Raw genomic sequence first — 17,419 nt, forward strand, 5'->3', positions numbered from 1 at the left:
GGCTAGAACTCCTGCGGGTCCACGTCCACCGCCCAGCGTATCTTGTTGCTGAGCGGATGCGCGCGCAATTGCGGCGTGAGCTGCCTCAGGACCACCTGGAGAGCTTGCCTGGTTGCGGCCTGGAACAGCAGTTGCCCGCGCTCCATGCCTTTCAAGCGCTCCATCTGCGGCCGGACCGGGTCGTACACCAGCGCGTCGGTGCCCAGCTCGCGTGCGGCATCGGCAGCAAATTGCAGGAAGCGTTGCACAGGGCCGTATTCGTTGGCCTCAGCCTTGATCAAGGCCAGGAATTCGTAGGGCGGGAACTGGGCGATTTCGCGCTCCTGCAACAGGCCGGCGGCATAAGCTGCGTAATCCTGGCCGCGCAAGGCGTTGAACAATTGATGCTCAGGGAAGGTGGTCTGGATCAATACCTCGCCTGGCTTATCCGCCCGGCCCGCTCGCCCCGCGACCTGCATGAGCTGGGCAAACAATCGCTCGGCGGCGCGGAAATCCGGGCTGAACAGGGCGCTATCGGTATCGAGCACACCCACCAAAGTCAGGTTGGGAAAATCGTGGCCTTTCGCCAGCATTTGCGTCCCCACCAGGATATCCACCTCTCCCTCATGCACCGCGGACAGCATCTCGCTCAGGGCATGCTTGCGGCGCGTACTGTCGCGGTCGACCCGCAATACGCGCGCTTCTGGCAGCAGCTTGGCCAGGGTTTCCTCCAGGCGCTGCGTACCGTTCCCGGTGGGGTGGAGGTCGGCATTGCCGCAACTCGGGCATTGCCGCACGATTTTTTGCTCGTGGCCGCAATGATGGCAGCGCAGGAAACCCTGGCGCAAGTGGACCACCAGCCTGCTGCTGCAGCGCATGCAGGGCGCGATCCAATGGCAGGCGTTGCACAGCAGCACGGGTGCATAACCGCGGCGGTTGATGAAGAGCAGGCTCTGTTCGCCCCGCTCCAGGCGGGTTTTCAAGGCTTTGACCAGTTGCGGCGACAAGCCTTCTTGCATCTGCACGCGGGAAACGTCCACGCAATTCACCCGCGGCAGCTGCGACTGGCTCACCGCCCGCTGCTGCATGCTGAGCATGCCGTAGCGGCCGCTCTGGGCGTTATGCCAGGTTTCCAGCGCCGGAGTGGCCGAACCCAGCACGATGGGGATATTGCGGCGTTGCGCGCGCACCAGCGCCACATCACGCGCGTGGTAGCGCATGCTGTCCTGCTGCTTGTAGGAAGTATCGTGTTCCTCGTCCACGATCATGAGCTTGAGTCTGGGCAGGGGAGCGAAAACCGACAGGCGCGTACCGATCACGATACGTGCCGCACCGGTTTGCGCCAGACGCCAGTTTTGCAAGCGCTCACTTTCACTGAGATTGCTATGCAGCGTGACCAACGGATATTGCGGCAACCTGGTGCGGAACCGCGCCTCCAGCTGCGGCGTGAGGTTGATTTCCGGCACTAGCACCAGCGCTTGGTCGTGATTGCCCTCCAGCACCGCCTGCAGGAGGCGGATGTAGACCTCGGTCTTGCCGCTGCCGGTGATGCCGTGCAGCAGCCATGGCTTGAACGTATCCCGCTGCTGCAGGATGCTGTGCACGGCATGGGATTGTTCGTCGTTCAGCTTAGGCTGCACATTGGAGGCGTGCAATGTCGAACTCAAGCCTGCATAGACTTGCTCTTCCTCTATCCAGCCTTGTTCGCGCAGGGCCGCCAGCCCCTTGCGCCAACCCGGACTGAGTTCCGCCAGTTCCGCCTCGTTCAGGCGGCCATGCTCGCGCAATGCGGTGAAAATCCGGCGCTGTATCGTTTGCCGCGCCGGAATGGACGCCACGTCGGCGGCCTGGCCGGCAGCGTTGAGCCAATAGCAGAACTGCTGCCTCGCCTGCGCCGGCTCGGTCTGGCGCAGGCGCGCGGGCAGTGCCGAAAGCAGGGCCTGCCCGTAAGGATATTGATAGTAATCGGCGCAGAATTTCAGCAGCGAGAAGAATTCGCTGTCGAGCACGGGCTCGTGGTCGAAATGCCGGATGATGGACTTGAGCTTGGCCGGGGCGATATCGCTGGCGGCTGCAATATCGACCACCACGCCCACCTGCTTGCGCGAGCCGAATGGCACGACGACGCGCTGCCCAACCTGCACAGGCACATCGCTACGGTAATCGAACACGACGTCCAGCGGGACATCCAGCGCGACTTTGAGGATATGCATATCGGAAGAATGCTGGCTCATGCCGTCCCCATCATCTGCCGTCCGCATGACGAAGTTCGACAATTGCATATCAGTGCAAGCTTGCAGTAGGTTAAAATAATGCTTTTATTCACGTTCGTCGCTCGCCTTGAAAGCACATCTTACCGAATTACTGCAGGTCGCCGCAAACAGCCTAGCTGCCGACGCGGGCACCAGCGCCATCCAGCTTGAGCGTCCCAAGAACACGCAGCATGGGGACTTTTCCACCAACCTCGCCATGACCTTGGCCAAGCCGTTGCGCCAGAATCCGCGCGCGATTGCCGAATCCCTGATCAAGGCATTGCCCGCTTCCGAATACGTCGCCAAGGTCGAGATCGCGGGCGCAGGCTTCATCAACTTCTACCTGAGCCCCGCCGCCAAACAAGCGGTGGTGCGCGAAATCCAGCGCCAGGGCGCGCAATACGGCAGCAACGACGCAGGGCAGGCACGCAAGGTGCAGGTGGAGTTCGTTTCCGCCAACCCGACCGGGCCGCTGCATGTCGGCCACGGGCGCGGCGCCGCAGTCGGCGACTGTCTCGCGCGCCTGCTCGCCGCCAACGGCTGGGCGGTCACGCGCGAGTTCTACTACAACGATGCCGGCGCACAGATCGACAACCTCACCATCTCCGTGCAATCGCGCTGCAAGGGCATCACGCCTGACGATGCCGCCTGGCCGGAAGACGGCTACCGCGGCGACTACATCGCCGATGTCGCGGCCGCCTACATGGCGAAGGAAACCGTCACCGCCGACGACCAGGCCGTTACCGGCAAGGGCGACGCCGAGGACGCCGAGGCGATCCGCCAGTTTGCCGTGGCCTACCTGCGCCACGAGCAGGATCTCGACCTCAAGGCGTTCAAGATCAATTTCGACGTGTTCTCGCTCGAGTCCGCGCTCTATCGCGAAGGCAAAGTGGAAAGTACTGTCGGCAACCTGGTCAAGAGCGGCCACACCTACGAGCAGGACGACGCCCTCTGGCTGCGCACTACCGATTTCGGCGACGACAAGGACCGCGTCATGCGCAAGCGCGAGGGCGGCTATACCTACTTCGTCCCCGACGTGGCCTACCACCTCGACAAATGGCAGCGCGGCTTCGAACGCGTGATCAACGAGCAGGGCGCCGACCATCACAGCACCATCACCCGCGTGCGCGCCGGCTTGCAGGCGCTCGATGTCGGCATTCCCAAAGGCTGGCCGGAATACGTGCTACACCAGATGGTCACCGTGATGCGCGGCGGCGAGGAGGTGAAGATTTCCAAGCGTGCCGGCAGCTACGTCACGCTGCGCGACCTGATCGAGGAAGTCGGCTGCGATGCCACACGCTACTTCCTGGCCGCGCGCCGCGCCGATTCGCAACTGGTGTTCGACATCGACCTCGCCCGCGCCCAGAGCAACGACAACCCGGTCTATTACATCCAGTATGCCCATGCGCGCATCTGCAGCGTATTGAACGAATGGGGCGGCGACATCGCCAGCCTGGCCCAGGCCGACCTCAGCCCGCTGGATACCGAGCACGAAGCCGTGCTGATGCAGCGCCTGGGCGAATTTCCCGAGCTGGTTGCCAATGCCGCGCAGGAACTGGCGCCGCACATGGTGGCGACCTATCTCAAGGATCTCGCCGGCGACCTGCACAGTTATTACAACGCGCATAAATTCCTGGTGGAAAATGCCGATATCACCGCAGCGCGCATGGCACTGGTCAGCGCCACGCGCCAGGTGCTGCGCAATGGCCTGGAACTGCTCGGCGTGAGCGCGCCAGAAAAAATGTAAGCGAAGATGTAAACTTCAAGCATTGCTTAAGAATTGATTGTTGACGGGGAACCATCGCAACCTGAGTCAAGTCGCTAGGCAGGCCTCCATGCAAGGCCTGCCAGGACATGAATGAAAGAGGAAGAGGAATTATCGTGAGTCGAGACTACAAGCCAGCACAGCGCAAATCGAGCTCCAGCGGCAACAGCAAAGGCAGCCCGTTTTTCACCGGTTTGCTGGTCGGTCTGCTATTAGGTGTCGGCATTTCCGTCGGTGTCGCCATCGTCGTCATGAAGAGCGACAGCCCGTTTTCGGACAAGGTAGGCAAGCCCAAGCTGGAGCCAGGCGAGATCGCGTTGCCCAAGTCGGAAAGTAAGCCAACCAATGAAGCCGGCAATGGACAATCCGGCAGCGAAAAGCCGCGTTTCGATTTCTATACCATCCTGCCTGGCACCGAAAGCCAGGTAACGGAGCAGGAAATAAAGCAGAAGGAGGCTGACCCGGCCCCCGCGCAAACGCAGGAAAGCTATTTCCTGCAGGTCGGGGCGTTCCAGACCGAGCAAGAGGCCGACAACATGAAGGCCAAGCTGGCATTGCTGGGGCAAGAAGCCATCGTGCAGACGGCCACGATCCCCGGCAAGGGCGTGTGGCACCGCGTGCGCGTCGGCCCGTTCGCCGACCTGAACCAAATCAATAGCGCCAAGTCTGATCTTGCGCAAAACGGCTTCAAGGCGGATTTGATCAAAGTGAATAGCCCTGGACAATAAGTTAGGATCTATTTCCCTTAGGTCATCCAGAACAATTTGCACAACGTTAACCACCTAAACTCGATCGTAAGGACATGATATGAAAAAGCTTCTCGCTGCCTTGATGCTGCTGGTATCTGCAACGGCCATGGCGGATCCGCAACTGGGTAACGAATTCAACCAGACAGCCAAGACCATCAAGACCGACAACCCGGCCAAGATCGAAGTGCTGGAAATTTTCTGGTACGGCTGCCCGCATTGCTACCACCTGGAACCAAGCCTGGCGACCTGGGTGAAGAAGCTGCCGCAGGATGTCTACTTCAAGCGCGTTCCCGGCGTCCCTCGTCCAGACTGGGCGCCTGCCGGCAAGGCGTTTTATGCGCTGGAAGCCCTCAACCTGACCGAGAAGCTGCATAACCAGCTGTTCGACGCCATTCACAAGGCCCGCACCGTCAACCCGACAGTGGAAGCGCAACTGATCGACTGGATCACCAAGCAAGGCGGACAGGACCGCAAGAAAGTGGAAGAAGCGTTCAACTCATTCTCCACCAACAACAATGTCGTGCGCGCGATGAACACCTTCCGCGATTCCGGTGCCACTGGCGTGCCTGCCATCATCATTGACGGCCGCTACATCACCTCCAGCTCCATGGCGGGGGGCAACCAGAACGTGCTCAAGGTCGCCGACTACCTCATCGAGAACGTGCGCAAGGAAAAGAGCGGCGGCGCCAAGTAATTTCCCAACTGTCGCGATGCTGCACACGTCCACACCCGCTGCCGGCCAGCGGGTTTTTATTACCGGCGCCTCCAGCGGCATCGGCCTGGCGCTTGCCCGGCACTACCTCAGGCAGGGCGCAATTGTCGGCGTTACTGCCCGCAGATCGACCCTGCTGGAATCACTCGCCGCAGAATTTCCTGCCGGGCAATGCCTGCCCTATCAGGTGGATGTGCGTGACGCCCACGCCATGCAGGGTGCTGCCCAGGCGTTCATCCAGGCCGCGGGCGTGCCGCATATCGTCATCGCCAATGCCGGCGTCAGCCGCGGCACGTTGACCGCTGAAGCTGAAGACATCGAAGCTTTCCATACTGTGTTCGAGATCAACGTCTTTGGACTGGTACATACCTTCCAGCCCTTCATCGCCGCCATACGGGCATCCGGCCTGCAAGGCCAGCTGGTCGGCATCGCCAGCGTCGCGGGCATACGCGGCCTGCCGGGGGCCGGCGCCTACAGCGCCTCGAAATCCGCAACCATCACCTATCTCGAAAGCCTGCGTACCGAGATGCAGCACCACGGCATCGCCGTCACCACCATCGCCCCAGGCTACATCCGCACCCCGATGACAGACGTCAACGGTTATCGCATGCCCTTCCTCATGGACGTCGATATTGCCGCAGCAAAGTTTGCCCACGCCATCGCCCGACGCAAGCGCTTTGTCGTCATCCCCTGGCAGATGGGCTGGGTAGCGCGCATCCTGCGCATTATCCCGCGCTGGTTATGGGATAGGTTGACCAAGAACGCACCGCATAAGCCCAGGATAGAGCTTTGACATACCGCACGGCCGCACGGCGCTCAGAACGACTTCTCCATCCTGATCCCGCGCAGCCAATTATGCAGCTAGCCACGGTAATGGCTGTATAGCTGCTCCACACGACAGATTGTCATTTCAGTGTTGCACTCATCGTGGATATGAATATGAACTGTCAGCATGGATTGACAATTCGCCGCGATTGTCGCAAATAAGAATTATTAACATCGTGATAAACTACGGTCAATCTCCCATGCAATCACTTTTACCCAGGAGCATGCCATGTCATTGTCCGGCATTACTGCCATTTCCTCCCTATCGGAGCTCAGGACTATTTACGATGAGCCAGCCAAAGCCATCCGCGACAAGGCATTGCCCGGGCTGGACGAATATAGCCGCAGGTTTATCGGACTATCGCCCTTTTTCTGCATCAGCTCGCATGGGCAGGAGGGCCTGGGCGACCTTTCGCCGCGCGGCGGGGAACCGGGGTTCGTCCATGTGCTGGATGACCGGCACATTGCCTTTCCTGACCGGCCAGGCAACAACCGGCTGGATACGCTGACCAACATCCTTGCTTCGCCCGGTGTGGGCATGCTGTTCTTCCTGCCGGGCATTCATGAAATGCTGCGCATCAACGGCGTGGCGTCCATTACCCTGGATGAGAACCTCATGCAGCGCTTCGTGCACCAAAGCAAGCAGCCTCGCGCAGTGATCGTGGTGGAAGTGAAGGAGGTGTACATGCATTGCTCCAAGGCGTTGCGGCGCTCGGAGCTGTGGAATGCGGACAAGCAGATCAACCGGAAGGAGTTTCCCACCTTGGGGCAGATTGCCAAGGATCAGTACAAGCTATTCGTCCCGGCCAAGCTGATCAACCTGGCGCTGGATCATGATGCGAAGAAGAATTTGTATTAGGACTTGCGGCTTCACGCCGCGGCCGGACGCAATGCGATGTTGAGCTGGTCGATCACTTCGGCCCAGTCGGCATCCTGCAACCAGCCTTCGCGCAGGAAGGCTGCCTGTGCGGGCGTCCAGAAAGGGGCGTCAGGCAATAGAACGTCATGAGGCAGGGGAGAGTGTTCGGCGAGAAACCGGCGGATGCCCAATTCATCAGTGGGAAGGCCAAGCTGGGCAAACAGTTCGGAAAAAGGGTGGAAGGTCTGGCTCATGGGTGGCACCTCGTCTCAAATCGTTGGCGAACATTGCACAGGTCAATCACCCATCGATTTAAGCATAGGCGGTGATGCCGTTCAATCAGCGCTACGCCTACATCGGAAGCAAGAGCGGCCTGCAAGCGTGCGGGACGCCAGGAGCATTGTGCCAGCCGCGCTAAACGCCCTTGATGTCCTTCCAGTCGATTTCGATCACTTGTCCCGGCCCCGCATCGATCAGGATGTAGAACTCGCCTTGGGGACGCTTGAAACGGATGCGGGAATGGTCGTCCAGCTTGCCGGAAAACTGCATGTTTTCATTGTAGTCGATCACTTCCACCAACGCGTTGAGCAGCGGATGGCCGTCGGATTCGCCGCCCTCGCAGACGATTTCCTTGGCTTCCGTCCAGCATTTGCCTATCGGGATATGCACGCCGTGCGCCCATGCCGGCGAGCTGCCCAGCAAAGCCAGCAGCACGAGGGTACGGGAAATGAAGGTTTTGCCAACTTGCATGCTATCGCTTCTCCTTGATGAACTTGGCGGTGGCGGGGGATAACCGCTCGATATCGAAGGCCTGGTGATACACCTCGCCGCGCTTGCTTTCCACCGTCAGCCAGATCTGGTCTTCCAGCGTGGCGGCGGGAGGAATGTAAATGGCCACTTCCCTCGTCCACCTTGCGCCCTGGAACGCCAGGCCTGCGGCACGCAGGGAGCGCGGCTTGCGTATCTTCAGGTAGGCCGCGCGGATTTCGCCATCGCAGGCTTCGCAGAAGCGCAGATGGAACTCCTTGACCGGCGTCTTGCCGGCAAAGAATTCCGGGCCGTCCTGGTTTTCTTCGGCGATTACGAAGGTCCAGGGGCCGATCTTGCCGTGGATGGCATCCTCGCGCAGCACGGCCTGCTCCGACATTTTCCAGGCATTGAACACCACCCATGACGGCACTGCAAGCAATGCCAGGACCAGCAAGGCTCGTAAGGGCAAGGACAGGACTGTCTCCTGCAGTTGCGGCAGCGGCTTTTCCTTGCGCGGCGCATGCTTCGGCTGCAGAGGCCACCAGGGCAGCATGAACGCGATCAGCACGCCCACGACGCTCAGCCAGCCCAGCAGTACGACCGGGCCGATATTCCAGCGCCATCCTGCCACGCCGCATGCCAAGGCGATTGCCAGCAGGCTCCAGCCCAGCCAGTAAACAAATCTGCGCTGTCCCAAGCTCAATTCTCTTCCGGTCAGCTCCCTGCCGTGCTTCTCCATGCTGGCGGCCAGCGCGGCAAAGCCTGCCAGGGCGAACAGCAACACGGCGACATGGTATGCGGTCATGCGGCGCCTCCCGGCATCAATAGCCAGCAAGCCAGCGAAATCACGGCCAGGGGAACCAGCAGGCCGATCCAGGCCCGCGTCGCGCTGCGCGCATGAAACACCCAGATGACGATGCCCGCATAGACGGCAAAGCTCAACATGGTGGAAGCCAGCACGGCCTCGGCCCTGGAGACCGGCAGCAACAGCGCGAACAATATGGATACCGCGGAAGCCAGGGCGTAGCCGGCGACGACCGCGGCCACTATGCGCGAGGCGACCGCCAGGCGGTAACGTGCCGTTTCGCTCATGCCTTGCCCTCCTGCTTGAGCCACCTCTTCTTGAGCTTATGGGCGATATAGGCGAAGGCGGCGGCAAACGCCAGCATGGTCAGGTCGAAGCCTGCCAGCACCCAGTCGCCATGCGGAAGGGTGACGCCCAGGTGCTTATCGGTGGTGAGGAAATTCAGCACCGGGATCAGGCCGAACGCCGCCACGGCGATATACAGGCTCTCCAGCCAGGAACGCTTGAGCGGGCGCAGGCCGGCATAGATGAACATCCAGCCCCAGGAGGCAAACAGGCAATGCATTTCCCATTCGCCGCGATCCGCCATTTCTATCGGCAGCAGGCGGTTGGCCCAGAAATACGCGGCCACGGCCACCGGCAGGCCGACGATGGTGCCGACATTGAGCACTTCCACCAGGCGGTGGCCGAAGCCCGGCGTGCCGCCGTGTTTGCCTAGATAGTTGTTGCGACGCTTCACCGTCCACAATACGAGGCCGGTGCCTATCATCGCGCAGCCGAGCACGCCGGAGAGGAAATACAGCCAGCGCAGCCACCAGCCGGCGAAATGCCCTTCGTGCAAGGCCAGCATCACGTTGCGCGTCAGCATGGAGGCATTGGTCTCATTGTCGAATTCCACCGGCTCGCCCGTCACCGCATCGAAACGCAACTTGGGCGGAAAACCGCGGTTGAGCGTGGTGGAGTAATCGCCGATGATCTCCACGTACAGCCCTTCAGCGGCAGGATGGCGCAACATCACTGTGGCGACCGGCACCTTGCCCCAAGCCGCCTGGGCCGTCGCGATCATGTTCTCCACGGAAGCGGCAGGGCGCTTCACCGGTTCGAAGACCTTATCCACCGGGTCGCGCTTGAACAGTTCGTCGTACAGCTGGCGCAATTGCTTTTCCGAGGAGCCGTACAAGGTATCCTTCACTGTCGGCATGTACTGGAATGCGAAGAACACCAGCCCGCTGTAGGTTATCATGAGGAAGAACGGCAATGCCATGACGCTCACCAGGTTGTGCGCATCCAGCCAGCTGCGCTGGCCCTTGCCGGGGCGGAAGGTGAAAAAGTCTTTGAAAATCTTCTTGTGCGTGATCACGCCGCTGATAATCGCCAGCAGCATGAACATGGTGCACACGCCGACAATGCGGAACGCGACGTCGTAATCGATGTAATGCAACGCGTAGTGCATTTCATACAGCTCCCAGCCGCCGCCGGTCTCCCGGCCTTCCACAGGCTGGTCCGGCACGCCGGTCACCGGGTCGAAATTCTCGTTGCCGCGCCGCCCGCGCTCCAGCCCCGGACGGGGCATGTCTTCCCAGGCGATGCCGGCTTCGCGGTCCGTGCGCTCGGCCAGCCCGCGATGCGGCAAGGTGATGCTCCACATCTTGGCGTCGGGGGCCACCTGCTCGAGCCGGTCCAGGCCTAGCTTCAGCACCTGGGCGGACGGTACCTCGACCACTTTCTTGGGCAAGGGCAGCTCCGGCTGCATCCAACGCGTAATTTCGGCGTTCACATAGCCCGTCGTCCCGGTGACGAATACGAAAAACAACACCCAGCCGACCAGCAGGCCCACCCAGGTGTGCAGCCAGGCCATGCTCTGGCGAAAGCCTTCTTTCACGACAAATCCTTGCTCGGTTCAATCAAAAGGCGGATAGGGCCGCTATCCGCCTTGCATATTCATTGAAGCAGCCCATCATGCGGATGGGCCAATATTTCGAAATATTACCCTCTTATTAGTAATGACACTTGAGAATGCAAAAAGGACACCCCAAACCCAAAATTTTTTTGCCTGGCTATCAATGGCCGCACAGAGGCGGCCTGCTTGATGGGGATACCAACTACTATTTATGCATAGCTTAGAACCGGTAGCGTGCCGTCAGCAACACGTTCCTGGGGGTGCCAAACACATTGCCCCCAGTGCCCCAGCCTATGGTCTGGTAATAGTACTTGTCAAACAGGTTGTTGATATTCAGACGGAATTCCGTCTTCTCGTTCAAGATGTAGCTGCCATTCAGCCCCACGATCGCGTAAGCAGATTGCTGGATGCGCGGGTCGTCGTTCGCCTTGATGCTGTTCTGCGCATACACGCTGCCACCGACGCGCCAGCGTGAAAGTTCGCCCGGCAGACGGTAGTTCGTCATCAGCTTGAACTGGTGGCGCGGCAAATTGCTGTTGTACAGCCTGCCGATATTGTCCGGGTCTTCATCCTTGGTATATTTGGCCGCCACATAGGTATAGCCGGTCATGACCTGCAAGTTTGGCGTCAACGCACCGCCGACTTCCAGCTCCACTCCCTTGCTTTCCACCTCGCCGGAAGCCCGCTGGCAGTACCCTCCAGTGGTGCCGGGACAAGGATTCGGGCCGCTCAAGTCGTTGACGGCGCGGTTCTGCTGCCTGACGATAAAGGTAGCCAGGCTGGCATGCAGCCTGCCGCCGAAATACTCCCCTTTCACCCCGACTTCATAATTGGTGCCTGTGATCGGCTCAAGCAGGTTGCCGCTCTTATCCACGCTGCTTTGCGGCTCGAAAATCTCGGTCCAGCTGGCATAGACCGAGTGCGCCTCGTTCACGTCGTAAATAATGCCGGCATAAGGCGTGATCTCTCGCGTTACCTTATATTCGGAGTGATTCAGGTGATTCTGGTTTTCATACCAATTGGAACGCAAGCCTAAAATGACTTTCAAGGGATCGGCGATATTCAAGCGTGTCGCGGCATACGCGCCTTTCTGCCGGGTCGTGGTGTCGATCTCCCACAACGACATATTAATGCCCGGCTCAACGACGCTGGATGAGTTCCAGTTGTAGGGGTCGACCACCGGAGCGGAGGTGGACCAGCTATAAGATGCCCAGCCGCCCCAGTTCTTGTTGTCATACTGGCGGTAATTGGCGCCCAACATCAATTCATGGCTGCGCCCGAACAAGGTAAAAGGGCCATTGAGCGACGCATCATAGCTATCCTGCTTGTTATCTAGCCGGTAGCTTTGGCTGTTCTGGTAGAGCACGTCGCTGTTCCGGCTCAGCCCGGAGAACAGCATGTCCTGCTCCGGGCGCTTCCAGACGGCAGCCGCCTTGAGTTGCCAATCATTGGCGAACTTGTGGGTCAAGTCGGCGAATACCGTGACGTCGGTTTGTTTCCAATAGTCGAAATTGTTGGCAAGGTTGGTAGAGCGCTTGAGCCCGGAAAGAAAACTGCCGTCCGCATTGGTAGGCTGGCCGGGAATCAAGCCGTCGTTATCTACCCTGCGATAATGTATGCCCAGCGCAGCGACCGTGGCATCGCCCAGGTCTGCTTCCAAAATGCCATAAAACTGCTGGTTGCGCCCATGCGCAGCATCGTAGAAGTAATCGTTATCCTGTGCCGTGACCACGGTACGTCCACGCAGGGTGCCTGCGGCATTCAACGGGCCGCTCGCATCCAGCACCGCGCGGAAATTGTTCCAGCTTCCCACACTCAAGGTCACGCTGGATTGCGCTTCCGCCGTCGGCCGCTTGCGCACGAGATTGAGCGCTGCCGATGGCGTGCCGGCACCGGTGGTCAGGCCCGTAGCACCGCGTACGACCTCCACACGGTCGTAGATATCCAGGGCGTCGTTATCGGCATTGAACGTACCGTTCGCCCCCGTGCTGGTTGGCAAGCCATCCAGCAACAAGTTGGAAATCTGGAAACCGCGCGAGAAGAAGCCGCCTGAATCCCCAGTGTAGTAGCCTTTCTGCACGATCAAACCAGTGATGTTCTGTACGGCGTCGTCCAATGTGATCAGGCCTTGATCCTCAATCTGCTGGCGGGTCAACACGCTCACCGATTGCGGCGTTTCCCTGGAGGATAAATTCATCCTGGTCGCAGTGCTCATGCTTTTTGTGGTGTACGAGCCTGTGCCTTCCGTAACAGCCTTGGTTTCCGCCACGGCCTTGACGGAGATTTCCGGCAATACATCAGGACTTGATGAAATACTGCCTAACGGCACTTTCTTCAATGTGTAGCCGCCATCCGCCGCCGGTGTCACCTGCAGCCCGGAATTCCGCAACACTAGGTCAAAGCCTTGCTTGATAGTGTAGCTGCCTTTAAGCCCGGAGCTGGTTTTCCCTGAAGTAAGGGTAGGATCAAACGACAAAATCACGCCCGCCGCTTGCGCGTAGCTATTGAGTACGCCGGTAAGGGAACCGGCGGCAATCTCATAGAACTTTACACTTTCAGCCTGCACAGCAGGTTCAGCCTGGCTGGATGATGCGTAAGCAAGCAAGGAAATGGATGAAAAAGCCAGCGCCACCCGCATGGCTGCGGACAATGGCTTTCTCCTAGAGTCAAAATGTTGCATTTAAGGTAGTGCTCCCTGTTGTATTGTCTTCATCAACGATGACGCATCAAAAGCAGGGAGGGACAGCGAATGCGAAATATTTTTATTTGATAGCCGTGATGACCGTCAGCCAGGGCGTGTATTGCGTCATGACGACGGGGGTCGTATCCGCGAGCACTTTGAGGGTATGGGCTGTGTCGTCGAGCGCGAATACGCCGGACACATGGATATCGCCGATCGCCTCGCCGTTGAAGTAGAGATACCCGCGATGGTAGCGCTGCAATTCCTTCAGCAACAACGGCAGCGGCATGTCATCCGCCACCAGCTTGAAGCGCGTCCAGGCGGTTTCGGCCTGGACGTCGGCCTGGGCCTTGGTGAGCGCCAGGCCGCGCTGCAGGCGGGCCGACTCGCCAGGCTGCAGGGTCACGCACTCGGTCTGCAGGCCGCAGGCCTCGACGCTGGACTCGATCACCGTGACCTGCGTCGCTTTCTTCTGCCGCCTGACGGCATATTGCGTACCCAGCGCCCGTGCCGTACCTTCGGCGGTTTCGACGATGAATGGCCGCTGCTTGTCCTTGGCCACGTCCACGAAAACCTTGCCTTGCAACAGTTCTATGCGGCGTTGCCCGTGACTGAAATCCACGTTCACCGCGCTATGAGTATCCAGCGTGATCCGGCTGCTGTCCGCCAGCTGGATCACGCGCTGCTCACCGATGCCGGTGTTGTAATCCGCCCGCATGACCCGGGCGGGCTGGGTCTGCGATGCCAATCCGGCCGCCACGGTAACCGCCAGCAGCGAAAGTATCCTGGTAGCCGTCTTCATGCGTTTGCCGCGGCGCGGTTTAAGCACGGCATTCAATGCCGCCTTGCCTGGCGCGCCCTGCGCTTCGTCGAAGCTGGACCATAGCTTTTCCATACGCGCATACGCCTCCGCATGCGTCGCGTCCGCCTGGCGCCATTGCTCGAACTCCCTGCGCTCGGCCTCGGTGGCTTCGCCGGAATGCACCTGCACATGCCATTTGGCGGCTTGCTCAATGATGCCGGGAGCAATTTTGGCGGCTGGGCTTTGCATGTGTTTCAAGCATCTTCGCCATAGGCGATATTGTGGCAATGCACCATGGCGAGGGCGATGTATTGCTTGACCATGCTGCTGGAAACCCCAAGCACCATGCCGATTTCAGGGTAGGTGAGATTCTCGAGGCGGCTCAGCATGAAGGCCTGGCGCGGCTTTTCAGGCATGCTTTCCAGCATGCCGGCAATCAGGGTCAGGGTTTCAATGACTTCGAGATGCTGCTCGGGCGAGACGGAGCGGTTTTCCTCACATGCCAGCGACAATGCTTCGAGGTAGGCTTGCTCCACCTTCTGCCGCCTGGCCTGGTCGATCAGCAGGCGGGTAGCAGTGGTGGTGAGATAGGCGCGAGGCGTTTTAAGGTCCGCTAGACCGACGCGGGACACCGACAATAGGCGGCAGAACGTCTCCTGCGCCAAGTCTGCCGCCTGGTGATGGCACCCTAGCTTGTGCCGCAACCAGTTTTGCAGCCAGCCTTGATGGTCGAGGTACAAGGTACGCAGGATCTCGGTGCGGGAAGGGGTGTTTGCCGAAGACATGGCAGCGGGAACCACAGTCAATGAATGGAAATGGTTCTCATTTTATTATTTTATGCCTGGGTTAAGCAATAAAAAAACCGCTTTCCGGCGGTGCAGCCTGGAAAGCGGTCGATACGATGAAGAACGGTTAGAAAGTATATCTGGCGGTCAACCTGGCGCTCCTGGGCTCGCCATAGCTTTCCCAGGCCCACTGAGCACTGTTGGAAATGCCTCGGTAATAGCTCTTGTCCAGCAGGTTGTTGATATTGAGCTGGAAATCAAGGTTCTTGCTGGCCTTGTAGCCTATGATCACATCCACCAAGGTATAGGCTTTTTGCTCGACATCATTAGCAGTGCCGGATTCTTCTGCCATCGCATACATCCGGCTTTGGCGATATAAGTTAGCGCCCACCCTCCATTTTTCCCAATCGCCGAGGAAACGATAAATAGTCGTCAGCTTGAACATGTGCTCGGGCAGCATCGTATTGAAACGGTCACCCTTGTCATAAGTGTTGTCCTTGATGTATTCGGTGTTGGTATAGGTATAGCCTGCCCCGACTTGCCAATTGGGCTGCAATGCGCCTTGCAGCTCCATATCCACGCCCCGGCTGCGCACCTCGCCCGAGGCTTCCGCGCAACTTGTACCTACCTGGCATTCGCTGACATCCCTGACTGCGCGCGAACGATTCTTCTGGTTCACCTGGAACAAGGCGATGCTGGCATTCAACGCGCCGTCCAGGTATTCGCCCTTGAGCCCCAGTTCATAATTCTCGCCATCAATCGGGCGGATCACGTTGCCATCCCGCCCAATGCTGCTTTGCGGACTGAAAATATCGGTGAAGCTGGCATATAGCGAATGCTGGTCGTTGATATCGTATATCAGCCCCGCATACCGCGTGACGTTGCGCACCACTTTGTAATCCGAGGCATTACGGTAGTTGTCGTAGTCGTACCAATCCAACCGGCCGCCCAGTATCAGTTTCCATTGGTCGGCTAGATTGAGGCGCGTCGTCACATAGGCCGCGTCCTGGCTCGTGCGCGTATGGCCGGTGCTGGTGTAGGGAAGGTTGGGCTTGAGCAATGCGCTCCTGCTCCAGTTGTATATATCCGTATTGCTGCCGATATACGTCGTTCCGTAATTTCTCGGGCTGGAGTCGAACTGGTTCCGATTAGCGCCGAACACCAGCTCATGTTGCCGCCCAAACACCTCATACTTGCCGTTCACGACCAAGTCATAGCTGGATGCCTTGTTTTCCTGCTCTCCGCGCCATGCCATGAGGTCGCGATTGATATTGCCTCCGGTCACCGTACTGCGCATGAAGGTGCCAAGGCCGTCGATGTGGCTCCACATGTATGTCGTGTTGAGCTTCAGCTTCCAGTCGTCGTTGAAGTTATGTTCAATAATAGCGAAAATGTTCTTGGTTTCCTGGTCCAGGTATTCCCAGCTATTCGTCAGGGTTGCAGAACGCTTGAGCTTGACGTGGCTGCCATCCGGGTTGACGGGGAGTCCTCCCCACCAGGCCCCGTTTGTCCCGTCTTTTTGGCTATAGGCGCCCACGGTCAGCGTGGTTTTCTCCGATAGGTCGGCTTCCCCGATTGCGTAGAAAAGATGGTTGTCATAGCTCTGCCCGTTGCGGAAACTTCCCGCCTCCTGCACGGAAGCCACTACGCGCCCGCGCAACGAAGCCGCCTCATTCAATGCGCCGCCCATGTCAAGAATACTGCCGTAGCTATCCCAGCTTCCTGCGTAGGCAGTCAAGGAGCCCTGAAATTCGCTAGTCGGCCTTTTACGCACCAGGTTGATCGCGGCCGAAGGATTGCCGGCCCCTTGCATGAGCCCGGTCGCGCCGCGCACCACTTCCACACGGTCGTACATCGCCAGGTTGGCCTGTGCGCTTGGAATGTAGGACGACCATGGCACCAGCGCCCCGTCGTACATGATGTTGCTGATCCCGAACCCTCGCGCTTCGAAGTTGGGACGCCCCGGGCCATCCGCGTTACTGAGGAAAATGCCTGGCGTGCTTTTGACCACGTCGTTGATATTGAGCATGCCCTGGTCATCCATGCGCTGGCGCGTGACTACCGTGACAGACTGGGGCGTTTCCCGCATGGACAGCGGCAGGCGGGTAGCTGTGCTCATGGCCTGCGTGGTGTAGGAGCCGCTGCCTTCCGTTACCGCCTCGAAGGCCGCCGCCTTTACCGCCACTTCCGGCAAGGCGTTTTCCTGCACTGCGCTATTGAGCTGTGCGCTCGCACGGATGACGAAGCCGCCGGCCTCGTTGGCAATCGCTTGCAGGCCGGTCCCCACCAGCGCCTGCTCTATGGCCTGGCGCGGGGTGTAATTTCCTCGCACCGCACTGCCGCGCCTGCCTTCCACCAATTTTGGCTCGGCGACGATGTTCTGGCCGCTGACAACGGCAATCTGGCTCAATACGTCCGCCAGGCCGGCCGCCGCAATGTCGTATTGCACGGCAGCGGCTTGCGAGGCTGGCTCGGCCGCGAATGCCGGCATAAGCGGGGAGATTGAGGAAATGGCCAATGCCAGGAGGCAAGGCCGGAAAACTGTGGACTGCATTG

The 17,419-nt window shown here is 59.4% G+C and carries 15 protein-coding genes; 5 read left to right on the forward strand and 10 right to left on the reverse strand.

What is annotated here, in order from left to right:
- Positions 1–2 precede the first annotated feature (2 nt).
- Complete coding sequence (locus ACWXTG_RS10525; protein ID WP_480221229.1) at positions 3–2,213, reverse strand: primosomal protein N'; 2,211 nt, start codon at positions 2,211–2,213, stop codon at positions 3–5.
- A gap of 106 nt (positions 2,214–2,319) precedes the next feature.
- On the opposite strand from ACWXTG_RS10525, the gene argS reads away from it, so the two are divergent.
- From argS to ACWXTG_RS10550, 5 genes are all read left to right on the forward strand, one after another.
- Positions 2,320–3,978 carry an arginine--tRNA ligase gene (gene argS / locus ACWXTG_RS10530; protein ID WP_480219869.1) on the forward strand — a complete coding sequence of 553 codons (1,659 nt, stop codon included), beginning with the start codon at positions 2,320–2,322 and terminating at the stop codon, positions 3,976–3,978.
- A 134-nt stretch (positions 3,979–4,112) separates the two neighbouring features.
- Positions 4,113–4,724, forward strand: coding sequence for an SPOR domain-containing protein (locus tag ACWXTG_RS10535; protein WP_480219870.1), 612 nt, complete (start codon positions 4,113–4,115; stop codon positions 4,722–4,724).
- A gap of 79 nt (positions 4,725–4,803) precedes the next feature.
- Positions 4,804–5,439, forward strand: a complete 636-nt coding sequence (locus ACWXTG_RS10540) for a thiol:disulfide interchange protein DsbA/DsbL (RefSeq protein WP_457136863.1) — start codon at positions 4,804–4,806, stop codon at positions 5,437–5,439.
- 16 nt (positions 5,440–5,455) lie between these two features.
- Entirely contained in the window at positions 5,456–6,250 is a 795-nt protein-coding gene (locus tag ACWXTG_RS10545) for an SDR family oxidoreductase (RefSeq protein ID WP_480219871.1), read from the forward strand.
- 261 nt (positions 6,251–6,511) lie between these two features.
- Positions 6,512–7,141: a pyridoxamine 5'-phosphate oxidase family protein gene (locus tag ACWXTG_RS10550; protein ID WP_480219872.1), complete on the forward strand. Its 630-nt coding sequence runs from the start codon at positions 6,512–6,514 to the stop codon at positions 7,139–7,141.
- 11 nt (positions 7,142–7,152) lie between these two features.
- Here ACWXTG_RS10550 and ACWXTG_RS10555 read toward each other — a convergent pair whose 3' ends face one another.
- The 9 genes from ACWXTG_RS10555 to ACWXTG_RS10595 form a co-directional block, all read right to left on the reverse strand.
- Entirely contained in the window at positions 7,153–7,395 is a 243-nt protein-coding gene (locus ACWXTG_RS10555; protein WP_480219873.1) for a DUF2789 domain-containing protein, read from the reverse strand.
- 160 nt (positions 7,396–7,555) lie between these two features.
- Positions 7,556–7,891 (reverse strand): hypothetical protein, encoded by a 336-nt coding sequence (locus ACWXTG_RS10560; RefSeq protein WP_309565935.1) that lies wholly within the window; start codon positions 7,889–7,891, stop codon positions 7,556–7,558.
- A gap of 1 nt (position 7,892) precedes the next feature.
- Complete coding sequence (locus ACWXTG_RS10565) at positions 7,893–8,696, reverse strand: DUF3325 domain-containing protein (protein ID WP_480219874.1); 804 nt, start codon at positions 8,694–8,696, stop codon at positions 7,893–7,895.
- A complete protein-coding gene (locus ACWXTG_RS10570) occupies positions 8,693–8,983 on the reverse strand; it encodes a DUF3649 domain-containing protein (protein ID WP_457136869.1) in 291 nt (96 codons plus the stop codon). Before ACWXTG_RS10570 ends, ACWXTG_RS10565 begins: the two co-directional genes overlap by 4 nt.
- Positions 8,980–10,578: a PepSY-associated TM helix domain-containing protein gene (locus ACWXTG_RS10575; RefSeq protein ID WP_480219875.1), complete on the reverse strand. Its 1,599-nt coding sequence runs from the start codon at positions 10,576–10,578 to the stop codon at positions 8,980–8,982. Before ACWXTG_RS10575 ends, ACWXTG_RS10570 begins: the two co-directional genes overlap by 4 nt.
- Positions 10,579–10,816: 238 nt before the next feature.
- Positions 10,817–13,276, reverse strand: a complete 2,460-nt coding sequence (locus tag ACWXTG_RS10580) for a TonB-dependent siderophore receptor (RefSeq protein ID WP_480219876.1) — start codon at positions 13,274–13,276, stop codon at positions 10,817–10,819.
- 82 nt (positions 13,277–13,358) lie between these two features.
- Positions 13,359–14,327 (reverse strand): FecR family protein, encoded by a 969-nt coding sequence (locus tag ACWXTG_RS10585; protein ID WP_480219877.1) that lies wholly within the window; start codon positions 14,325–14,327, stop codon positions 13,359–13,361.
- A gap of 5 nt (positions 14,328–14,332) precedes the next feature.
- Positions 14,333–14,863, reverse strand: coding sequence for a sigma-70 family RNA polymerase sigma factor (locus ACWXTG_RS10590; RefSeq protein ID WP_480219878.1), 531 nt, complete (start codon positions 14,861–14,863; stop codon positions 14,333–14,335).
- A 127-nt stretch (positions 14,864–14,990) separates the two neighbouring features.
- Positions 14,991–17,417, reverse strand: a complete 2,427-nt coding sequence (locus ACWXTG_RS10595) for a TonB-dependent siderophore receptor (RefSeq protein WP_480219879.1) — start codon at positions 17,415–17,417, stop codon at positions 14,991–14,993.
- Positions 17,418–17,419: the final 2 nt, after the last annotated feature.

This window comes from Methylobacillus sp. DLP286, assembly GCF_056636515.1.

Bases quoted from the DNA above. Each gene is read 5' to 3' on its own strand.
- ACWXTG_RS10585 (WP_480219877.1), bottom strand. From the start codon at position 14,327: ATGCAAAGCCCAGCCGCCAAAATTGCTCCCGGCATCATTGAGCAAGCC.
- ACWXTG_RS10570 (WP_457136869.1), bottom strand. From the start codon at position 8,983: ATGAGCGAAACGGCACGTTACCGCCTGGCGGTCGCCTCGCGCATAGTG.
- ACWXTG_RS10555 (WP_480219873.1), bottom strand. From the start codon at position 7,395: ATGAGCCAGACCTTCCACCCTTTTTCCGAACTGTTTGCCCAGCTTGGC.
- ACWXTG_RS10545 (WP_480219871.1), top strand. From the start codon at position 5,456: ATGCTGCACACGTCCACACCCGCTGCCGGCCAGCGGGTTTTTATTACC.
- ACWXTG_RS10550 (WP_480219872.1), top strand. From the start codon at position 6,512: ATGTCATTGTCCGGCATTACTGCCATTTCCTCCCTATCGGAGCTCAGG.
- ACWXTG_RS10565 (WP_480219874.1), bottom strand. From the start codon at position 8,696: ATGACCGCATACCATGTCGCCGTGTTGCTGTTCGCCCTGGCAGGCTTT.
- ACWXTG_RS10540 (WP_457136863.1), top strand. From the start codon at position 4,804: ATGAAAAAGCTTCTCGCTGCCTTGATGCTGCTGGTATCTGCAACGGCC.
- ACWXTG_RS10590 (WP_480219878.1), bottom strand. From the start codon at position 14,863: ATGTCTTCGGCAAACACCCCTTCCCGCACCGAGATCCTGCGTACCTTG.
- ACWXTG_RS10580 (WP_480219876.1), bottom strand. From the start codon at position 13,276: ATGCAACATTTTGACTCTAGGAGAAAGCCATTGTCCGCAGCCATGCGG.
- ACWXTG_RS10525 (WP_480221229.1), bottom strand. From the start codon at position 2,213: ATGAGCCAGCATTCTTCCGATATGCATATCCTCAAAGTCGCGCTGGAT.
- ACWXTG_RS10560 (WP_309565935.1), bottom strand. From the start codon at position 7,891: ATGCAAGTTGGCAAAACCTTCATTTCCCGTACCCTCGTGCTGCTGGCT.
- ACWXTG_RS10595 (WP_480219879.1), bottom strand. From the start codon at position 17,417: ATGCAGTCCACAGTTTTCCGGCCTTGCCTCCTGGCATTGGCCATTTCC.